Origin of the sequence: Constrictibacter sp. MBR-5 (assembly GCF_040549485.1) — a bacterium.
Taxonomy (GTDB): Bacteria; Pseudomonadota; Alphaproteobacteria; order JAJUGE01; family JAJUGE01; genus Constrictibacter.
In genome coordinates this window covers 1-20185 of record NZ_JBEPTK010000017.1, presented here as the reverse complement: position 1 = coordinate 20185, position 20185 = coordinate 1, and the positions used below count along the sequence as shown (strand labels likewise).

General features: G+C 64.4%; 8 protein-coding genes and 2 pseudogenes. 7 read left to right on the top strand and 3 right to left on the bottom strand.

Annotated elements, in window-relative coordinates; all coding sequences use genetic code 11:
• The first annotated feature begins 233 nt into the window (after positions 1-233).
• Entirely contained in the window at positions 234-581 is a 348-nt protein-coding gene (locus ABIE65_RS23560) for a hypothetical protein (protein WP_354081198.1), read from the top strand.
• Positions 582-636: 55 nt separating this feature from the next.
• Here ABIE65_RS23560 and ABIE65_RS23555 read toward each other — a convergent pair whose 3' ends face one another.
• Positions 637-1257 carry a hypothetical protein gene (locus ABIE65_RS23555; RefSeq protein WP_354081197.1) on the bottom strand — a complete coding sequence of 207 codons (621 nt, stop codon included), beginning with the start codon at positions 1255-1257 and terminating at the stop codon, positions 637-639.
• A gap of 13 nt (positions 1258-1270) precedes the next feature.
• On the opposite strand from ABIE65_RS23555, the gene ABIE65_RS23550 reads away from it, so the two are divergent.
• Complete coding sequence (locus ABIE65_RS23550; RefSeq protein WP_502918565.1) at positions 1271-2062, top strand: PglZ domain-containing protein; 792 nt, start codon at positions 1271-1273, stop codon at positions 2060-2062.
• Positions 2052-3851 carry a BREX system Lon protease-like protein BrxL gene (brxL, locus tag ABIE65_RS23545; protein ID WP_354081193.1) on the top strand — a complete coding sequence of 600 codons (1800 nt, stop codon included), beginning with the start codon at positions 2052-2054 and terminating at the stop codon, positions 3849-3851. The genes ABIE65_RS23550 and brxL overlap by 11 nt, the downstream gene beginning before the upstream one ends.
• Positions 3852-4367: 516 nt before the next feature.
• On the opposite strand, the gene ABIE65_RS23540 is transcribed toward brxL, so the two are convergent.
• Positions 4368-8831 carry a calcium-binding protein gene (locus ABIE65_RS23540; protein ID WP_354081191.1) on the bottom strand — a complete coding sequence of 1488 codons (4464 nt, stop codon included), beginning with the start codon at positions 8829-8831 and terminating at the stop codon, positions 4368-4370.
• Between the two features lie 728 nt (positions 8832-9559).
• The gene (locus tag ABIE65_RS23535) at positions 9560-13675 is read right to left on the bottom strand and encodes a M10 family metallopeptidase C-terminal domain-containing protein (protein ID WP_354081189.1); all 4116 of its coding nucleotides are present in this window, start codon (positions 13673-13675) and stop codon (positions 9560-9562) included.
• A 500-nt stretch (positions 13676-14175) separates the two neighbouring features.
• On the opposite strand from ABIE65_RS23535, the pseudogene ABIE65_RS23530 reads away from it, so the two are divergent.
• From ABIE65_RS23530 to ABIE65_RS23515, 4 genes and pseudogenes are all read left to right on the top strand, one after another.
• Positions 14176-14232 (top strand): annotated as a pseudogene (locus tag ABIE65_RS23530) (hypothetical protein); the annotation flags it as partial.
• Between the two features lie 50 nt (positions 14233-14282).
• Positions 14283-14431, top strand: a pseudogene (locus tag ABIE65_RS23525) (IS256 family transposase); the annotation flags it as partial.
• Between the two features lie 136 nt (positions 14432-14567).
• Positions 14568-15203, top strand: a complete 636-nt coding sequence (locus tag ABIE65_RS23520; protein WP_354081187.1) for a hypothetical protein — start codon at positions 14568-14570, stop codon at positions 15201-15203.
• A 396-nt stretch (positions 15204-15599) separates the two neighbouring features.
• Positions 15600-20185 (top strand): CARDB domain-containing protein (locus ABIE65_RS23515; RefSeq protein WP_354081185.1); only part of this gene is annotated, 4586 nt, incomplete at its 3' end.

Genomic DNA, 20185 nt, shown 5'->3' with positions numbered 1-20185 from the left:
CGTTCAGATGGAGTTGCGCGACGTTCAGGACATTGCCCAGGCCAACCTGCGCCTTGGTGACGGCGTGGGGGTTGTCGGTCCGTGCCGCGTGCGCGGTGCCCGCACCCGCCGCGGCATCAGCCGCATCCTGGGCCGCATCGGCCGCGGTCTGCGCATCTTCGACCGCGTCCTGCAGGAAGACGTCTGCCGCGTCGACATAGCCTTTGGTCGTCAGATGCGACGAGGCAGTCGGCGTGGCGGCGCGCAGCCGCCCCGAGGCGTCCCGGCGCGCGAGCGTGTCGGGATCGGCATCGGCGGTCGCCTCGGACAGGAGGCTCAGCGTCGTGGCACCCGGCGCCAGGAAGACGTCGCGCGTACCGCCGCCCCAGGCGATCGCCGCGTTGCCATTGGTCGACCGGATGATCGTGTCGCGCGTCAACGTCGCCGGGGCGCCGGCCGTCAGGGTGCCGATGCCGTTCTCGATGTCGGTGCCGGAGCGTGCGACATACTCGACCGCCCACGGCCCGACATTGTCGCCGCTCTCGATCGCAGCACCCTGCACGAGGCTCAGGGCGCCGCCGACGTCCCCGTCGAGATCGTAGGCTCCCGTTCCGGTCGTAGCACTCGTCTGGTGCGCGGCGAGGCCGACGATCGCCATCAGGCGGCCCTCACTCTGGCCGTGAGCCGGTCGAGCGCATCCTGCTGGCGACGGACCGCCTCGGTCAGCTCTTCCACCTTGCGGTTCAGCATGCGGTTCTCCTGCACCAGGCGCTCGAAGCCGCGCGCCGCTTCCGACGAGAGGCTCTTCAGGATCGGCCCCAGCTGTTCCGTGTTGCTCGCCACCCGCGCCATGGCGCCGGCCGCGTCGCCGGTCGCCCCGCGGGTCGCGGCACCGGCTGCAGCCAAGTCCGCCATTCCCGTAACGGCGGCGGGCTGCACGTTGACGATCGCAGCGGCGGTCGGCCCGCTCGCCAGCCCACCGGCCAGGGTCCCGCGCAGTCCGACCAGCTCGGCGACGATGGCGGCGTTCCCGTCCGCAGTCGCCTTCTCGATGTCGCCGAGAAGCGGTGCCAGGGATGCGGACGCCGTGGCGCCCGACGACAGCATGCCGGTCGTGTCGCCGACGAATGCCTTCAGGCTGTCGGTGACCCGGTCGAAGACCTGGAAGAACGCCGGACCGCTGGCACTGATCGCGCGCTGCGCGTTCAGGTAGTTCTGCGCGGCGCCCGTGATGTCCGCGAGGGCCGCTGCGTCACCGCCTCGTGCGAGGCCGAGCACGGTCGACTTGCTGGTGCTGCGGACGAACGAGATCGACAGTCACCTGGAACACAGCGCCGGCACCGCACTTAGCCTGCTTCCCAAGATGCTGAAGCAGATCCGCTTGGCCGTCCACAAGCTGAAGGCTTCACGCTTCGCCGACGTCGTGATCGCAACCGATCACGGCTTCTTCCTCAACGCCCACGCCGAGGCCGGCGACCTCTGCGCCCGGCCCCCGGGTGACTGGATCACCGTCCACGACCGCAGTCTGCTCGGCGACGGCGCCAGCGATACCGGCAACTTCGCCGTCGCAGCGGAGAAGGTCGGCATTCGCGGCGACTTCGCCCGCTTCGCCGGTCCCCGCAGCATGGCCCCCTATCGCCGAGGTCTGCTCTATTTTCACGGCGGCGCATCGCTGCAGGAAGCGATCGTGCCGGTGCTGACGGTGCGCCTGCGTCAAGAAAGGCAGCCGGAACTAACCAGGGCCAGCGTGACGCTCTCCTACAAGAACGGGGCGAAGCGCATCACAACCCGCCTGCCGGTCGTCGAGGTCGCGGCGGAGTCTGCGGACATGTTCTCGCTCGGCGCCGACGTCGAAATCCTGCTGGAGGCGCACGATCGCAAGGGTAACGTGGTCGGCGAAGCCAAACCCGGCGGACCGGTCAACGCCGCCACCGGGACGATCGCCCTGAAACCGGGCGGACGCGAACAGGTGACGCTGCGGATGGAGCCGGATTATGAGGGCAAGTTCGTGCTGAAGGCGCTGAACCCGGTCACGATGACGGCGTATGCGACGATCGATCTGGAAACCGACTATGCAGTCTGACCCTGGCCTCGATGCGCTCGACCGCAAGCTGAACGATGTGCTCTCGGGAAAGGTTGTCCGCAAGGACCTGCTGCACCGGATCAAGAAGGGCACCAACGTCCCCACCTTCGTGCTGGAGTTCCTGCTCGCCCGCTACTGCGCCAGCGACGACGCCGCCGAGATTCAGGCCGGCATGGAAGCGGTGCTAGCCACCCTTCAGGAGAACTACGTCCGCCCCGACGAATCCAATGCGGCGCAGTCGCGCGTGGCGATGAAGGGGAAGCACAAGTTCATCGACAAGGTCCATGTGCGCTATGTCGAGAAGGAGAAGCGCCACTGGGCCTCGCTGGAGAACTTCGCCTCGCAGCGTATCGCCATCGGCGAGAAATGGTACCGCGACAACGACCGGCTGCTTGAGGGCGGTATCTGGGCCGAGGTGACCATTGCCCACAACGACGTCGACGCCGACAACTACGCCTTCTATGTCGAGGATCTTCGGCCGATCCAGCTCAGCCGGTTTCACTTCTCGGCCTACGGCGAGGCGCGTGCGGCCTTCTCGCGCGACGAATGGATGGACGTCGTGCTGCGCTCGGTGGGGCTCGAACCCGCCAAGCTGTCGAAGCGCCTGAAATTCCACTTCATCGCCCGCCTCGCGCCGCTGGTGGAGGCTAATTTCAACTTCATCGAACTGGGCCCCCGCGGAACCGGAAAATCCTATTTCTTCAGCGAGTTCTCGCCCTATTCGACGCTGATCAGCGGTGGTCAGGCAACGAAGTCGATCCTGTTCTACAACAATGCCCGCCACAAGATCGGGCTGGTCGGTTTCTGGGATACGGTCGCTTTCGACGAGGTCAAGGATCCCGACACGATCCAGATCATGAAGGACTACATGGCCAACGGCCGCTTCTCGCGCGGCGTGGAGGTCATCGCGGACGCCAGCATGGCTTTCGTCGGCAATATCGATCAGTCGATCGAACAGATCGTCAACTCGACCGAGTACGACCTGTTCTTGCCGTTGCCGCCGCAGTTCGACCTGGCGATCATGGACCGCTTCGCCTGCTATCTCCCCGGGTGGGAGATGCCGAAGAACAGCAGCGCTTTCCTGACCGACCGTTACGGCCTCATCACCGACTATCTGGCCGAAGCGTTCCACTACCAGCTCAAGCATTCGAACCGTTATGAGGAGGTCAGTAGGCGCTTGCGGCTCGGCCGTGCCGTCGAGGGCCGCGACGAGAAGGGCATTAAGAAAACGCTCTGCGCCATTCTGAAGATCCTCCACCCGGTCGACCAGCCGAGCGACGAGGAGTTCGAGGAGTATGCGGCCTATGCGATCGAATGCCGCCGTCGCATCAAGGAGCAGATGAACAAGCGCAAGCCGGACGACGAGTTCGCCCGCATCGACCTCTCCTATCTCAATGCGGCGGGCGAGGAGATCATCGTCTATTGCCCGGAAACGCGGAATGCCGCGGCGACCCTGGAACCGGCTCGGCGGCGCCTCCGCGTCGTGGCGACGGAGGAGCCTGCGCCGCACGACGCACCAGCGAGTTCAAGCCCTCCCGCACCACCTCCGACGGCCGCGGAGCCGCAGCCGGAGCCGCCATCCGGAGCACCGACCGAGAAGCACTTCACGATTCAATACGGCGATAGCGGCCACACCTACGACTCGATCTTCGGCCCCTATCTGGTCGGTGCACGGACGGTGACGATCGAAGACCCCTACATCCGCAGCTGGTTCGCCATCGGCGCCACGGATCTCTCTCTCCGCCAATGCCTGGAAACGAAGGTCGATATCTTTCGGGACCAGCACTGAAGCGGCTCCGGGGTCTTTCATCAGCCGCCGTGCGTGGGGCGGCATTATGCGCAGCAAAATCAATGCGGTAGTTGGAGGCCGGCTTCCCTCGGTTGCCAATCTGTTCTTCGAAAAGTACCGAGCTTCAGCGGCCATAAAACCCCGCCATATCAGACACTTATGAGCTCGGTACTAAACGGCCGAAGTCATGAGGTTCGGAGAGAACCGCCCCGAGAGAGAGGAAAACGCCCCTCCGGCGGAGCCGCGCAGTCATGAGCTTTCGGCCGAAACGGCGCTGTTCTGCGCGCTTTCCGGCCCCGCAACTGGCGACGGAGAGAGTCGCCCCAGGGCGCATTGGCGGAGGGAGAGGGACCCGAGTCCAACCTTCTCCAAGGGCTTTCCTCCGTTGAGGCCCCCCGTGTGTCGCCAAGTCGCGGACGCCGAGGGCATCGTCGATCGGTCCCGGACGAGTGCCTGCAGGAGGAATTCTGCACCAGCGTGGCAGCTCGGTATCCCCGACCGACTACCAAGATCAGTTCACCCTAGCCAAATCTGGTCTACCCCCAGAGATTGCAGACCGAAGATTTCGATTTGGAAGTCGCCGCGCCCGTCGTCGTCGACGCCGCCGAGGAGGTAGGTGTTGCCGTTGTGGTGGAAGGCGCGCAGTTCGCCTGCTCCGGCGGCGCTGGTCACGCCCGTCGTGCCCAGGAACGTGAAGCCCTGGTTGCCGGCGGCGGTGAGATCGGCATCCATCGCCGAGAGATCGATCACGTCGCCCGTGTTCCAGTCGGTCACGACGTCGCGCCCGGCGCTGAACGGCGTCTCGTCGGCAGATCCGAACACGAAGCGGTCGGCGCCACCGTTGCCCGCCAGCCGGTCCTTGCCCGGCCCGCCCTCGAGCACGTCGTCGCCGGTCGAACCGACAAGGATGTCGTCACCGTCCAGACCGTAGAGCCGGTCGTTCCCGGCATCTCCGTTCAAGATGTCGTTGCCGCTCGTGCCGATGATGGTGTCGGCCGCATTGGTGCCGGTGAGGATGGCATTCTGCAGGCCCGCCAGACTCGCTGTTGTCAGTGTGTGCAGTCCGGTGATCTCGATCTGGAAGTCGCCGCGCCCGTCGGCGTCGACGCCGCCGAGGAGGTAGGTGTTGCCGTTGTGGTGGAAGGCGCGCAGTTCGCCTGCTCCGGCCGCGCTGGTCACGCCCGTCATGCCGAGGAAGGTGAAGCCCTGGTTGCCGGCGGCGGTGAGATCGGCATCCATCGCCGAGAGATCGATCACGTCGCCCGTGTTCCAGTCGGTCACGACGTCGCGCCCGGCGCTGAACGGCGTCTCGCCGGCAGATCCGAACACGAAGCGGTCGGCGCCACCGTTGCCCGCCAGCCGGTCCTTGCCCAGCCCTCCCTCGAGCACGTCGTCGCCGGTCGAACCGACAAGGACGTCGTCACCGTCCAGACCGTAGAGCCCGTCGTTCCCGGCATCGCCGTTCAGGATGTCGTTGCCGCTCGTGCCGATGATGGTGTCGGCCGCATTGGTGCCGGTGAGGATGGCATTCTGCAGGCCCGCCAGACTCGCTGTTGTCAGTGTGTGCAGTCCGGTGATCTCGATCTGGAAGTCGCCGCGCCCGTCGCCATCGACGCCGCCGAGGAGGTAGGTGTTGCCGTTGTGGTGGAAGGCGCGCAGTTCGCCTGCTCCGGCGGCGCTGGTCACGCCCGTCATGCCGAGGAAGGTGAAGCCCTGGTTGCCGACGGCGGCGAGGTCGGCGTCCATGGCCGATAGGTCGATCACGTCGCCCGTGTTCCAGTCGGCGACGACGTCGCGCCCGGCGCTGAACGGTGTCTCGCCGGCAGATCCGAACACAAACCGGTCGGCGCCGTCGCCGCCCGCCAGGCGATCTTTGCCGGTGCCGCCCTCGAGCACGTCGTCGCCGAGATAGCCGTAGAGGGCATCGTCGCCGGCCCCGCCGATCAGGACGTCGTTGCCCTCGACGCCGTAGAGCCGGTCATCTCCGGTGCCGCCGATGAGGCGGTCGCGTCCGGCTCCGCCGAGCAGGACGTCGTCACCGCCCTTGCCGTCAAGGTAGTCGTTGCCCAGACCGCCGGTCAGTCGATTGGTGCCGGCATCGCCGAGCAGGTAGTCGTCCGCGCTGCCGCCGATCAGGTTCTCGATGCTGCTTAGAGCATCGCCGCGCGCGCCGGCGAACCGGCCGTTGTAGTCGGTCACGCCGTCGTACAGTCGGACGTAGACCACCTCCGTCTCGCCGCTGTAGTCCGCCGTGTCGTTGCCGGCGCCGCCGATCAATCGGTCAGCACCAACGCCACCCACCAGGGTGTCGTCGCCATCTCCGCCGTCGAGATCGTCAGAGCCGTCTCCCCCTTCCAGCCGATCGTCACCGGCACCGCCGCGCAGGGTATCGGCTCCCGCGAGCCCCTCGATCACATCGTCGCCGAGCGTCCCGCTCAGATCGTCGTCCTCAGACGTGCCGGTGATGGGCTGACCAATAGGCTTCACTGTGCGTCCGAGATATCCACCGAGGTTCTCGGCCGTGAAGTCCGCCGCCGTGGTGTTCTGGAAGGTGAGGAGCGTCGCATAGGCGTCATCACCGCCGTAGCGGTCGATCTGCAGCAGCGTCGACGGGCCGTCCTGAACCAGACGCAGATATCCCTCGCCGAACGGGTTGGTGTCCGGATTCCAGTTCTGAAGTGCGTCCCCGAGATAAGCCTGGATGTCCAGCCGGTCGCCGCCTGCACCGGTCACGAAGTCCGTCACCAGGATCGGGTTGCCCGCCGCGAACCCATTGTACGGCCGATGCAGTTCCAGGACGTCCGCCCCCGACCCCAGGGTGACCGTGTATGCTCCGCCGAGAGTGTCGATCCTGATGCGGTCGTTCTCCGAGCCCGCGTCGATCGAGATCTGCGCTCCCCCCCGGACGTCGATGTCGTCGGCGCCCGCACCCCCATTGAGGACCACCGTGTCCACATATCGTCCGGGTGCATAGAAGCTGACGACGTCATTCCCTGCACCGCCATCGAGGAGCACCGTGCTGACGGCCTGATTGCCGGTGCGCGACACATAGAGATAGTCGTTGTACTCGCCGCCGAAGAGTTCGTCGTTGCCGCCGAGGTTGTCTCTGAGCGTGTTGTAGCCGCCGCCGCCGATCAGCGTGTCGTCGCCGTATTCGCCGTCGAGATCGTCGGAGCCGTCTCCCCCTTCCAGCCGATCGTCCCCGGCACCGCCGCGCAAGATATCGGCTCCCGCGAGCCCCTCGATCACGTCGTCTCCGAGCGTCCCGCTCAGATCGTCATCCCCAAGCGTGCCGGTGATCGCTTGACCGGGCGGGCTGGAGCCGTCGCTTGGATAGCCGCCGAGGTTTTCGGCTGTAAAGTCCGCCGCCGTGGTGTTCTGGAAGGTGAGGAGCGTCGCATAGGCGTCACCGCCGCCGTAGCGGTCGATCTGCAGCAGCGTCGACGGACCATCCTGAACCAGACGCAGATATCCCTCGCCAAACGGGTTGGTGTTCGGGTTCCAGTTCTGAAGTGCGTCCCCGAGATAGGCCTGGATGTCCAGCCGGTCGCCACCTGCGCCGGTCGCGAAGTCCGTCACCAGGATCGGATTGCCCGCCGCGAACCCATTGTACGGCCGATGCAGTTCCAGGACGTCCGCGCCCGATCCCAGGGTGATCGTGTATGCTCCGCCGAGGGTGTCGATCGTGACGCGGTCGTTCTGCGAGCCCGCGTCGATCGAGATCTGCGCTCCCCCCCGGACGTCGATGTCGTCGGCGCCCGCACCCCCCGTGAGGATCGCCGTGTCCACATGTCGTCCGGCTGTATCATGGAAGCCGATGGTGTCATCCCCCGCACCGCCATCGAGGAGCACTGTGCTGGCAGCCTGATTGTCGGTGCGCGACACATAGAGATAGTCGTTGTACTCGCCGCCGAAGAGTTGGTCGTTGCCGCCGAGGCTGTCTCTGAGCGTGTCATAGCCGCCGCCGCCGATTAGCGTGTCGTCGCCGTATTCGCCGTCGAGATCGTCGGAGCCGTCTCCCCCTTCCAGCCGATCGTCCCCGGCACCGCCGCGCAAGATATCGGCTCCCGCGAGCCCCTCGATCACATCATCTCCGAGCGTCCCGCTCAGATCGTCATCCCCAAACGTGCCGGTGATCGCTTGACCGGGCGGGCTGGAGCCGTCGCTTGGATAGCCGCCGAGGTTCTCGGCCGTAAAGTCCGCTGCCGTGGTGTTCTGGAAGGTGAGCAGCGTCGCATAGGCGTCACCGCCGCCGTAGCGGTCGATCTGCAGCAGCGTCGATGAACCATCCTGAACCAGACGCAGATATCCCTCGCCAAACGGGTTGGTGTTCGGGTTCCAGTTCTGAAGTGCGTCCCCGAGATAGGCCTGGATGTCCAGCCGGTCGCCACCTGCGCCGGTCGCGAAGTCCGTCACCAGGATCGGATTGCCCGCCGCGAACCCATTGTACGGCCGATACAGTTCCAGGACGTCCGCGCCCGACCCCAGGGTGATCGTGTATGCTCCGCCGAGGGTGTCGATCGTGACGCGGTCGTTCTGCGAGCCCGCGTCGATCGAGATCTGCGCTCCCCCCCGGACGTCGATGTCGTCGGCGCCCGCACCCCCATTGAGGACCACCGTGTCCACATATCGTCCGGGTGCATAGAAGCTGACGACGTCATTCCCTGCACCGCCATCGAGGAGCACCGTGCTGACGGCCTGATTGCCGGTGCGCGACACATAGAGATAGTCGTTGTACTCGCCGCCGAAGAGTTGATCGTTGCCGCCGAGGCTGTCTCTGAGCGTGTCGTAGCCGCCGCCGCCGATCAGCGTGTCGTCGCCATATTCGCCATCGAGATCGTCCCAGCCGTCTCCCCCTTCCAGCCGATCGTCACCGGCACCGCCGCGCAGGGTATCGTCTCCCGCGAGCCCCTCGATCACATCGTCGCCGAGCGTCCCGCTCAGATCGTCATCCCCAGACGTGCCGGTGATCGTGGACAAAACCATCCCCTTCCGCTTGCTATCAGGTATAGCCGTTGGTGGTATCGCAATTACTGGTCGCAGCACAAGTCGTCGGGCTGGGTCCGCCGCCGAGGCAGAGATTCGCACGCTTCCTCGCGCGGAAGGCAAGGTGAGCCGCATCCAGCACTGCAAGCCCCAAGGCAGGCCGATAACGCGCACGACTGGCCGAACGCAAAGACGTCTGCGGTCCGCGCTGCGTCGAGCACGCGGACGTTTGCAAAACCGCTCGCGCCCGCGCGCGCATGAAGACCGGCATGGTCAACCTTGCCTACAACATGCGCCGCCTGATCTGGCTCGAAGTGCGCGCCTCGGAAGCGTGATGAGCGGGACGCGGGATGAAACGTTGGGCGGCGAGCCGAAGACCGCGGCGATAGAGAGCGCCTCTCACCAATCAGAACGCGGTAAGGGTGGAAAGAGCCCGTAGATCAGACCCTCCCAACGGCTTGGCCGAGAGCATCGGCGACCGGGCCCCGACCACTGCCTCCAGGGGGAAGTCTGCACGACTGTGTCGGACCGGAGCTGACGGCGGGACACAGTGAGGTGCGGCTGCACTCCGCGCAGGCCGGCCGGTTCGCAGAAAATGCTCGTCCTCTCCGCGGGCGGCGGAGACGGAGCAGGGTCACATTGGCGAAGACGCTCTCGAGCGCAAGCCGCCGTCTGCGGCGCTGACCTCCATCGCCGGTGCGCTTTTACGGCTACCAAACAGTTCACCCCAGCCAAATCTGGTCCACCCCCAGAGATTGGAGCCCAGCGATCTCGATCTGGAAGTCGCCGCGCCCGTCGCCATCGACGCCGCCGAGGAGGTAGGTGTTGCCGTTGTGGTGGAAGGCTCGCAGTTCGCCTGCTCCGGCCGCGCTGGTCACGCCCGTCATGCCGAGGAAGGTGAAGCCCTGGTTGCCGACGGCGGCGAGATCGGCGTCGATGGCCGAGAGGTCGATCACGTCGCCGGACTCCCAGCCGACGATCAGGTCGCGATCCGCGCTGAACGGTGTCTCGGTGGCGGCGCGGTAGACGAAGCGGTCGGCGCCCTCGCCGCCGGAGAGCCGGTCCTTGCCCGATCCGCCCTCGAGCACGTCGTCGCCGGTCGCACCCATAAGGATGTCGTCACCGTCCAGACCGTAGAGCCGGTCGTCGCCGCTGTTGCCGACGAGGATGTCGTTGCCGCTCGTGCCGATGATCGTATCGGCCGCATTGGTGCCGGTGAGGATGGCATTCTGCAGGCCCGCCAGACTAGCTGTTGTCAGTGTGTGCAGTCCGGTGATCTCGATCTGGAAGTCGCCGCGCCCGTCGCCATCGACGCCGCCGAGGAGGAAGGTGTTGCCGTCGTACTGGAAGGCGCGCAGTTCGCCGGCGTTGGCGGCGCTGCTGACGGCGGTCATACCGAGGAAGGTGAAGCCCTGGTTGCCGGCGGCGGCGAGATCGGCGTCCATGGCCGAGAGGTCGATCACGTCGTCGCGGTCCCAGTCGACGATCAGGTCGCGGCCGGTGCCGAAGGGCGTGTCGGTGGCGGCACGGTAGACGAAGCGGTCGGCGTCGTCACCGCCGGCGAGCCGGTCCTTGCCCAGGCCGCCTTCGAGCACGTCGTCGCCGAAATAGCCGTAGAGGGCATCGTCGCCAGCTCCGCCGACCAGCACGTCGTTGCCCTCGACGCCGTAGAGGCGGTCATTTCCGGTACCGGCGTTCAGGATGTCGTTGCCGCTCGTGCCGATGATGGTGTCGGCCGCATTGGTGCCGGTGAGGATCGCATTCTGCAGGCCCGCCAGACTGCCTGTCGCGAGCGTGTGCAGTCCGGCGATCTCGATCTGGAAGTCGCCGCGCCCGTCGCCATCGACGCCGCCGAGGAGGTAGGTGTTGCCGTTGTACTGGAAGGCGCGCAGTTCGCCTGCTCCGGCCGCGCTGGTCACGCCCGTCATGCCGAGGAAGGTGAAGCCCTGGTTGCCGGCGGCGGCGAGATCGGCGTCCATGGCCGAGAGATCGACGATATCGCCGCCGTCCCATCCGACGACCAAGTCGCGGTCCACACTAAACGGCGTCTCTGTGGCGGCGCGATAGACGAAGCGGTCGGCGCCGTCGCCGCCCGCTAGCCGGTCCTTGCCCAGCCCCCCTTCGAGAACGTCGTCGCCGAAATGGCCGTACAGCATGTCATCGCCGGCGCCACCGACCAGCACGTCGTCGCCCTCAACGCCGTACAGACGGTCGTTGCCAGACCCGCCGTCGAGGACGTCGTCTCCGCTAAGGCCGATCATGGTGTCGGTGCCATCGGTCCCCGTGAGGTTGACCCGGTCAATGCCGAGGAAGTCGGACGTCCTGAGCGTATGCAGGCCTGTCAGCTCGATCTGAAAGTCGCCCCGGCCGCTGGCATCCACGCCACCAAGCAGAAAGGTGTTGCCGTTCACCTGGAACGCCCGGAGCTCAGCCGCGGCCACGGCGCTGGTCACCGCGGTCATGCCGAGCCAGGTGAATCCCTGGTTGCCCACGAGGGTAGCGTCGGCATCCATCGGAGAGAGGTCAACGACGTCGCCCGTACCCCAGCCGACAATGACGTCCCGGCCGGCGCTGAACGGCGTCTCCGTAATAGAGCGGAAAACGAACCGGTCGGCGCCGTCCCCGCCGGCCAGCCGGTCCTTGCCCAGGCCGCCTTCGAGCACATCGGCGCCGAAATGCCCATACAGCATGTCGTCGCCGATGCCGCCGACCAGCTCGTCGTCGCCTTCCTCGCCATATAGACGGTCGTTCCCGGCACCGCCTACTGCGCCGTCATTCCCCGGCCCGGCCAACAGGGTGTCGTCGCCGCCATTGCCTATCAGGACATTACGGCCGGCGTCGCCGGTCAGCCGGTCGGCATGCGCCGACCCAGTGAGGTTCTCGACCTCGAACAGTAGGTCGCCCTGGGCATCTCCGCCCTGACCCGTGCCGTTCACGAGTGTGACGGTGACACCTCCGGGCGACCCGGAGTAGTCCGCTGTATCCGTCCCTGCTCCGCCCTGGAGGGTGTCGGCACCCTGTCCGCCGAGCAGGATATCATTGCCGCCCTGGCCGAACAGGCGGTCGTCCCCGATCCCGCCGTCCAGCCGGTCGTTGCCTTCGCTGCCCGGGTTCTCGTCGTAATTCGGCAGCGTGATCGAAAGACGATAGCTGCCGTTGACGTACACCCCGCGGCCGATGTGATCGTCGATGGCCAGCGTGTACCAGCCGGGGACGCTGACGCTGTAGACGATGTGCGGATCTTCCGAACCCCGTTCGCTCGTCGCATCGTTGGGCTTCGCAAGCAGATCGAAAGAAGAACCGGAGTCCACGCCCGATTCGTCACTCGACGAAAGCAGAGCCCCGCTGGAGTTGAAGAGAACCATGTAGGCATTGAGGCCACGTTGTGTGCCGTAGTCGATGTCGGCGACGAGCAGACCGGGGCCAGGGATGAAAATCCGGAAGTAATCCTGCCCGTTCCCGTTCCCCGTGACGTCCACGCTGACGTGCGGATTGGTGTCGCTATTGCGGACGTCCTGGTTGAACTGCCGCCCGGCATAGGGGGTGAGATCGAAGGCGGTCTGCAACGAGGAATTCGTCGCGCCGGAGCCCAGCTGAAGATATCCGGAACCGCTATAGGCAGGGCCGCCTTCGCGCTTGTCGCCGAAGAGAAGGTCGTTGCCGGAGCCGCCAAAGAGCTGGTCATTGCCTTCGCGGCCATTCAGAATGTCGGCGCCGCCATTCCCGCGCAACAAGTTCGCGGCGATGTTACCTTCGACCCAGTCGTGGCCAGAGCCCCCATTCGCGTTCTCGATCAGCGAACGCTGGTCGCCCTTGAACATGTAGGCGTTGTAGACATTGCCGCTCGCCTGGTGCGCCTCGGATGGCTGTTGCTCAACGATCAGCTGGGTGATGCCCTTGACGGCCGTCTGCGCATCGCTGAACCGCGACCAGCCGCCCGGCAGCAGGTCGACGTGCATGTTCGTCGTGTAGTTCGAGAGATCGTAGGTATCAATCCCGTTGCCGTCCCAGACCGTCATGAAGATCTTGTTGGCATCCGGGTGTCCGCCCCCGGGCTTCCCTTGGCCGACGCCGTTCAGAAACATCTCGCCCGTGAGGGGTGACCATCTGTAGATCGTGTTGCCGCTGTTCGTGCTGTAGTTCGGCCCGTACAGATGCTGCAGCGCGAGAAGATCGAGCTGCATCAGCGTCTGCGGGTGGCCCCATGGCTCGTTGTCGTACGCCTTGATGAAGTCATTGGGGACGGTCGAATAGCTCATAATCGTGAACTCTTCGGCGTTCCGGTCGTCCGGGACCGTTATGCCGAAGCTCGAACCGCCGGAGTTGTGGCCGTGGCTGAGGCCCAGCGCATGTCCGAGTTCGTGGGCATGGGTTATCCATGCGAAGTTACCGGGAAGCGGGTTGCGGAACATCGCTCCGTCGTTGCCGAAGACGACGTCGCCCCCGGATTTGCGCTGGTCAAGTTCCGGGAAATCGAGCACGCGGGCCGTGGGTAGGTTCTGCCCATCGACTGTGTCGACCTCGCCAATGACAATGTCCGGTGGTCCGAATGGGTTGTCGGCCAATGCGATCTGGATGTTGCAGACATCTGAGAACGATCCGTAGGTAAACGGAGGCTGAGGAACCGCCGCGACATTGTCGCCGATTATGCAGCGGATCGCCGCCTGCTGGGCAGCAGTGATCGTCTGGAAACCGCCCAGCGTGAAAGGATAAGGCGAGCCGAAGTCCGCAACACTGTCCGCGAAACTGTAAGTAACCTGGCCGGACCAGCGTGTGCCGTAAAGAATCCCGTCAACATAGTTATTTCCGAACTGAGTAGCTGCAACCACGGTTGCCATACGACTCCCCCCCGCCCAAATCAGTTTGCCCTTTCTAATGGATGCAATTATCCCGACAAGAGCAGGAAGCGCAAGGAAAACGGCTTCCAGACGGCCGATCCTGCGTCGTGGACGACGGTAGAGAAACTTAATACCGAGGCGGGCGCAGGTCCCGTCGGCGTTGATTACTCCGCGCCGGCCCAGTTGCTACGCCCTGAGGCATACCCCGGTCGATGGCCAGCAACGTGCCCTGGTCGAGCACCCCCGCCCTCAGCCACTTGCCGATCAGGCGCAAGAAGTGTCAAACGGAAGCGAACAGGAGAGCCCCGCGCGCGAACCGGCTCCGGGGACCGGCTGATGCGGGGGCGGCGGCCGACGCCGACGGCGCTGAAGCTGATCCACGGCAATACCGGCAAGTGCCGGCTCAACCCGAACGAGCCGAAGCCGGTCACCGCCGTACCGACCTGCCCGGCGCATCTCAGCCCACCGCCAAGGCGGAGTGGAAGCGTCTGGCGTAGCAGCTGGAGAAGCTCGGCATCATCAGCCAGCTCGACGACCGCCCCGCCTTCGCCGCCTACTGCCAGGCCTATGGCCGCTGGGTGGAGGCCGAGCGCAAGCTCGCCGAGTCAACGAGGCGGTCATCATCCGCCTGGTCGGGGCCATCCTGCTCGAACAGAACGACGAATGGGCCATCCAGCGCTGCGCTACATGACCCTGGAAAGCGTCGGTGCCCTGAGCGATGATCCTTTCGTCAGCCTGCCCATCCTATCCGCCTGACAGAACCCGGCCCTACCGGAGATCGCGGCGATCGCACCGCCGCAGCTACACCACAGGATGGGACACGATCATCCGGAGCCTATTCACTGTCTCACAGCGCCGCACCGCGGCGCATCGGCTATCTGGAGACCGAATCATGATAAGGTTTTCTGGTTACGGAACGATTCTCGCTCTAATCGCGGCCGCTGTCGCGTCGGACACCTCGGCAGCACGGGCCCAGAGCTTCCGGATCGACGACGCTGTTGAGATTGAAGCATCCGACCATTGGGTGCCGTGCGTGGTAATAGAAACCGCGCCACCCGGTGAGACGATGCGCGTGCGCTGCACGCCCTACCCGCAATTAAGCCGGGATGGCGGCATCTATCGCGTCACTAATCGGCCGGACCACATCAGGAAAGCTGGCATCGGGCAGCCGTCCGGCGCTCCCGGTTCAGCCGGCCCAGGCACGGCACCGGCCAGCGCGGTTGGCAGCGCTTCTCCCACTTCCGGTGGTGGTGGCCTAAATATGGGCGAGCACGCCTGCTACGGCGGTAGCACCGGCTCAGGATCGGGGCAAGTTGCTGGCGGCCGAAGTCAGCTGCTGGCGGGGCTCGCCTTCCATGTGCGGCCCGGTGGCCGCTACGTGGACGCCGACGAGGCAAATCCTGGCACCTGCAGCGTGTCCGGCTCGACGGTGACCTTCCACGGCGGCATCCATGGCGGCCAGACCGGGACCAGCCTGAGGAATGGTACCTTCGTCCTGGGGAGCAGGGTCTACTGTGAGCCCTGGTAGACGCTACGACCTACCTCGAAGGTCCCTACGGCAAGCGTCCGGCGAGGGACGTTGGTCGATGATCTCGCGGATGAAGGCGCGCCGATTGCCAAGCCGAGAGAGATTGGCCGGGTCGTTATGCGGCAATGTCCGCGGGGCGCTTGGCGGCGGCCCATTCAAGAGCAGCAGTTCCTCGATCTGCTTTGCACAGTGGGAGGCGAGGCGGGCCAGGATGTCGCGGAGGTAGGTTGAGTGTCGCGGTGACGACCATGGGAATGAGCAAAAACGAGCGTGTAAGCTCCGACGATTTAGGTCGACCGGAAACGGGTCAGCCTGATAAACAACTATTGGACGAATAAGCGGCGCGATCGACAAGCGGCCGATGGCTGGCGTCGCAAACCATGGGGTGCAACTGCGATGGCTGCAGCAAATCTGCGGATCAGCGACATGGATGTCGGGAGCCAGGACCTAAATCTTGGCGAAACCGTCTCGCAGACGTTCTTCGCAGGAGAGACCTTTACCGTCGACATCAACATCAGAAACGACGGCACGGCCGACGCCGGCTCCAGCACGGCGGCAGCCTTCATCAAGGATGCCAGTGGCAACCTGATCCAAATGGACACGAACTCCACAGGTGTAGTGGGCGCCGGCGACACGACCTCGAACCAGCCCCTTGAGATAACGATCCCAAGCAACTTCGGGCCCGGCACATACCAGGTCGCCGTGATGACGGACTACGACGACCGGATCGCCGAGCCGGACGAGAACGACAACCTTCAGTTCTTTTACATAACGGTTGTGGGCGGCGAGCCAAATCTTCGGATCAGCGACATGGATGTCGGGAGCCAGGATCTGGATCTTGGCGAAACCGTCTCACAGACGTTCTTCGCAGGAGAGACCTTTACCGTCGACATCAACATCAGAAACGACGGCACGGCCGACGCCGGCTCCAGCACGGCCGCAGCCTTCATCAAGGATGCCAGCGGCAACCTGATCCAGATGGACACGAACTCCACAGGCGTAGTGGCCGCCGGCGACACGACTTCGAACCAGACCCTTGAGATAGCGATCCCAAGCAACTTCGGGCCCGGCACATACCAGGTCCCCGTGATGACGGACTACGACGACCGGATCGCCGAGCCGGACGAGAACGACAACCTTCAGTTCTTTTACATTACGGTTGCGGGTGACACCGTGCATGAGGGCACGGACACGTCCGCGAACCTCAGCGGAGGGAATTGGCAAATTGGCACGATCGACGCCGAGCCGATCTCTGGCGACGGGGTGACGTCGGACTTGGCCGGCGGCTATGTTGACAAAGACTGGTACGCAGTCACGCTGGCCGCTGGTCGCAGCTATGTCTTCGACGCCGAATCTCTGTCGCTGAGCACAGGACAGGTCGCGATCAGCCTCAAGAACAGCGCGGGCAATACTGTGACGGGGATCTATGGCGGCGGGTCATCGAACCTCGCAGAGGGCACCGCCCCGAGCTTCTCCTACACGACCGGCTCGGCCGGCGGCACTTATTATGTCGCCGTCAGCGCGAGCGACGACAACGACAGCGACTTTCGCACCGCGACCGGCGATTTCCGATTGCGGTTGACTGACAATGGTGCATCGGGAACTGACAGCGTACCGGCCACCACGTCAACGAGTGCATCTCTTGCTGTTGGCGCAACGGCGTTCGGCCAGATTCAGCAGGACGATGTCAGCGGCGACTACATCGATGCCGATTACTTCCGGGTCACGCTGACGGGCGGACAGCGTTACATATTCAGCGCTAACGCGGGCTTGGACGGCGGCGACACGCTCGACGAGGTGTTCATTCGTCTCAGGGATGCCCAAGGGCGGACGCTGTCGCCGGATATTCGTGATGAGAGCGCCAACCCCGACTTCGTCTTTGATGCGCCCGGAAGCGGGCAGCAGACCTATTACCTCGCAATTAGCGCGGGCGGAGATGGGGCCTGGTGGGACGATACCGGCGCCTATTCCGTCAGCCTGACAACGGAGGGCGCCGCGCCTCCGACGAACTACCGCCCAACTGCTAGCGCAACCAACTACATCGGCGACCCCGGCGATACCATCTCGGTGACCGACCTGTTCACCTACAGTGACCCCGACGGGCTTTCAGACATCGTGAGTTTCGCGGTACAGGACCGAACGAGCAGCGGAGGCCATCTTACCTATCTGGGCCAGAAGATGGACCCGAACGTGGCCTATGAGCGCCCGATCGATCAGATCGGGGATTGGGCCTTTGTGGTGGGCCCGCCGGGGACAGATTATGTCGGCTTCAACGCGATTGACAGCGAAGACGCCTTTAACTCAACCGTAGTCGCTTCGGTTTCAGGGGCGCAGGTCCAAGGGCCGCAGTTGGCATCGGCTGAAGACCTGTTCGGGCAGCAGAAGCTGAGCGTTATGGCGCAGTTCTCTTATGCCGCATACGTAGAAAACGATGGCGCGGACGAATTGCGGGAGTCTGGCTGGAAAATTGTAGACAGCACATATGCCGCGAGTCTTGGCATAAGCACTGGACTAATCGTTGGGGATCATTTTCGGAGTGGTGAAGGCGCCATTAACGGTCGCGCTTCAGCTTTGCTCGCGGAGTCGCCGGACGGGAACTCACTTGTCATAGCATTTACTGGAACCGATTCTAAGCTTGAATGGGCTCTGGACTGGTCAACTGCGACCGTCGCTCATTTCCCCCTCTATAGCCAGCTACTTCAAGAGATAGATTATTCCAATTATGATAAAATTTATGTAACGGGGCACAGCATGGGCGGCGCAATGGCACAGGCATTTGCGACTGCCAATCAAATTCGAGATTTTGAGCTTTTGGGTTTGGATCCCATTTCGGGCGATGCCCTGAATGTCGAAGGTGTCGTATTTGCTAACCCAGGTTACAACCTAGCTCCCACTGGCTTGCTATTCCCACATTTGGATAACTTTGCAAACATCACAGTGAGCGGAGATGCAATTCAAGGGGCGCAGGCACTGTCCGACAACGCTGGCGATCGCTATGTTCTCGAGGACTTGAACGACAACTCAGATTTCACTCCAACCGAGCTCCACGACATGGGGCTTTATCTGGAGGTCGCTAGTTACCTTGATGGATTCCGGGACGAGATTTTCGGAAACCTGGAAAACAGCAGCTATGACTCGCTGTTCATTCCGGTTTCTATAGGCGCTACACGCTACATATCGGAGCCTTTGGGAAGCACTATTTATCCGGACCGTATCGAGCCTGATGCGTCAACCGTCGTTTTCGGGATTCCAACGGCGCCGGAGTTTTCGGTCTTTGTACCGACGACTACCGCAGGATCGACGCCGCAGCTTCAGGTGCGCTCTTCGGACTTTACTGCAACCAATTGGGAAGTCGGTGCCGCTGGCAATCGTGTCGAAGTCAGGGATCCGATTTCTGGCGAGACCCTTTTCTATGTGGATGATTTCAGCGCAGTTCAATTCAGTGCCACGAGAGCACCCATCAACTTGATTCTCCAGGCGCTTTCAGGGACTGACATTCTAGACAGAACTGTTTATTTTGACGGGGGTCTGGAAGCCGACACTGTCGATGGAAGCGCTTCCGACCGCCGTATCGTCGCAACAGGCGGCGCGGGGAACGACACCCTGATCGGCGGTTTTTCCGACGATTTGCTTGCCGGCGGAGCCGGCGGCGACGCGCTGATCGGCGGCGCCGGCAACGACACGGCGGACTACAGCGGCGAGACCGAGGTCGTCTACGTCCGGCTCTACGACGGCGTGACCGACTACAACGGCCAGTTCGCCGGTGCGCGCGGCGATACGCTCAGCGGCATCGAGAACCTGATCGGCGGCAGCGCGGGCGACTACCTTCTCGGGGACGCCGGCGCCAATCGACTGGCCGGCGGTCTGGGAGGAGACTATCTCGACGGCAGGGCCGGCGACGACGTCCTGCTCGGCGGCGTCGGGCGCGACCGCCTGATTGGCGGTGCCGGAAACGACCGCCTCTACGGTGTGGAGGGTGACGACGTCCTTATCGGTTCGACCGGCGACGATTCGCTCTACGGGTATTCCGGCAACGACGTGCTCGAAGGCGGTTTGGGGAAGGATCGTCTGGCGGGCGGTGCCGGCGCGGATAATTACGTGTTCGGATCTGCCGGCGAGACGCCGTTCAGCGCCGGGCGCGACGTCGTCGCCGACTGGAACACGGGCGACGTGATCGATCTCTCGGCGATGGATGCCGATCTCGCCGGCGCCGGCAACCAGGGCTTCACCTTCCTCGGCATGACGGGCGTGACCAGCGCGGCCGGAGCAGGCGAACTGCGCGCCTTCCACCACAACGGCAACACCTTCCTCCTCGGCGGCGTCGATGGCGACGGGCGCGGCGACTTCCAGATCGAGATCACCGGACTGCACACGCTCACGACGGGCACTCTGGCGGGCCTGCAGAACGTCATCCTCACCGACACCAATGCGGCCGACACCATCATCGGAACGAGCGGCGACGACAGGCTCTACGGCGTTGAGGGCAACGACGTGCTCGAGGGCGGCACCGGCAAAGACCGGCTCTCCGGCGGCGAGGGCGCCGACCGCTTCGTCTACCGTGCCGCCACCGAGACGCCGTTCAGCGCCGGGCGCGACGTCGTCGCCGACTGGAACACGGGCGACGTGATCGACCTATCGGCCATGGACGCCGACCTCACTGCCGCGGGGAACCAGGGCTTCACCTTCCTCGGCATGACCGCCGTCAGCAGCGCCGCCAACGCCGGCGAACTGCGCGCCTTCCAGTACGACGGCAACACCTACCTCCTCGGCGGCGTCGATGGCGACGGGCGCGGCGACTTCCAGATCGAGATCACCGGACTGCACACACTGACAACAGCTAGTCTGGCGGGCCTGCAGAATGCGATCCTCACCGGCACCAATGCGGCGGACACCATCATCGGCACGAGCGGCAACGACATCCTGAACGCCGGTACCGGAAATGACCGCCTCTACGGCGTCGAGGGCAACGACGTGCTGGTCGG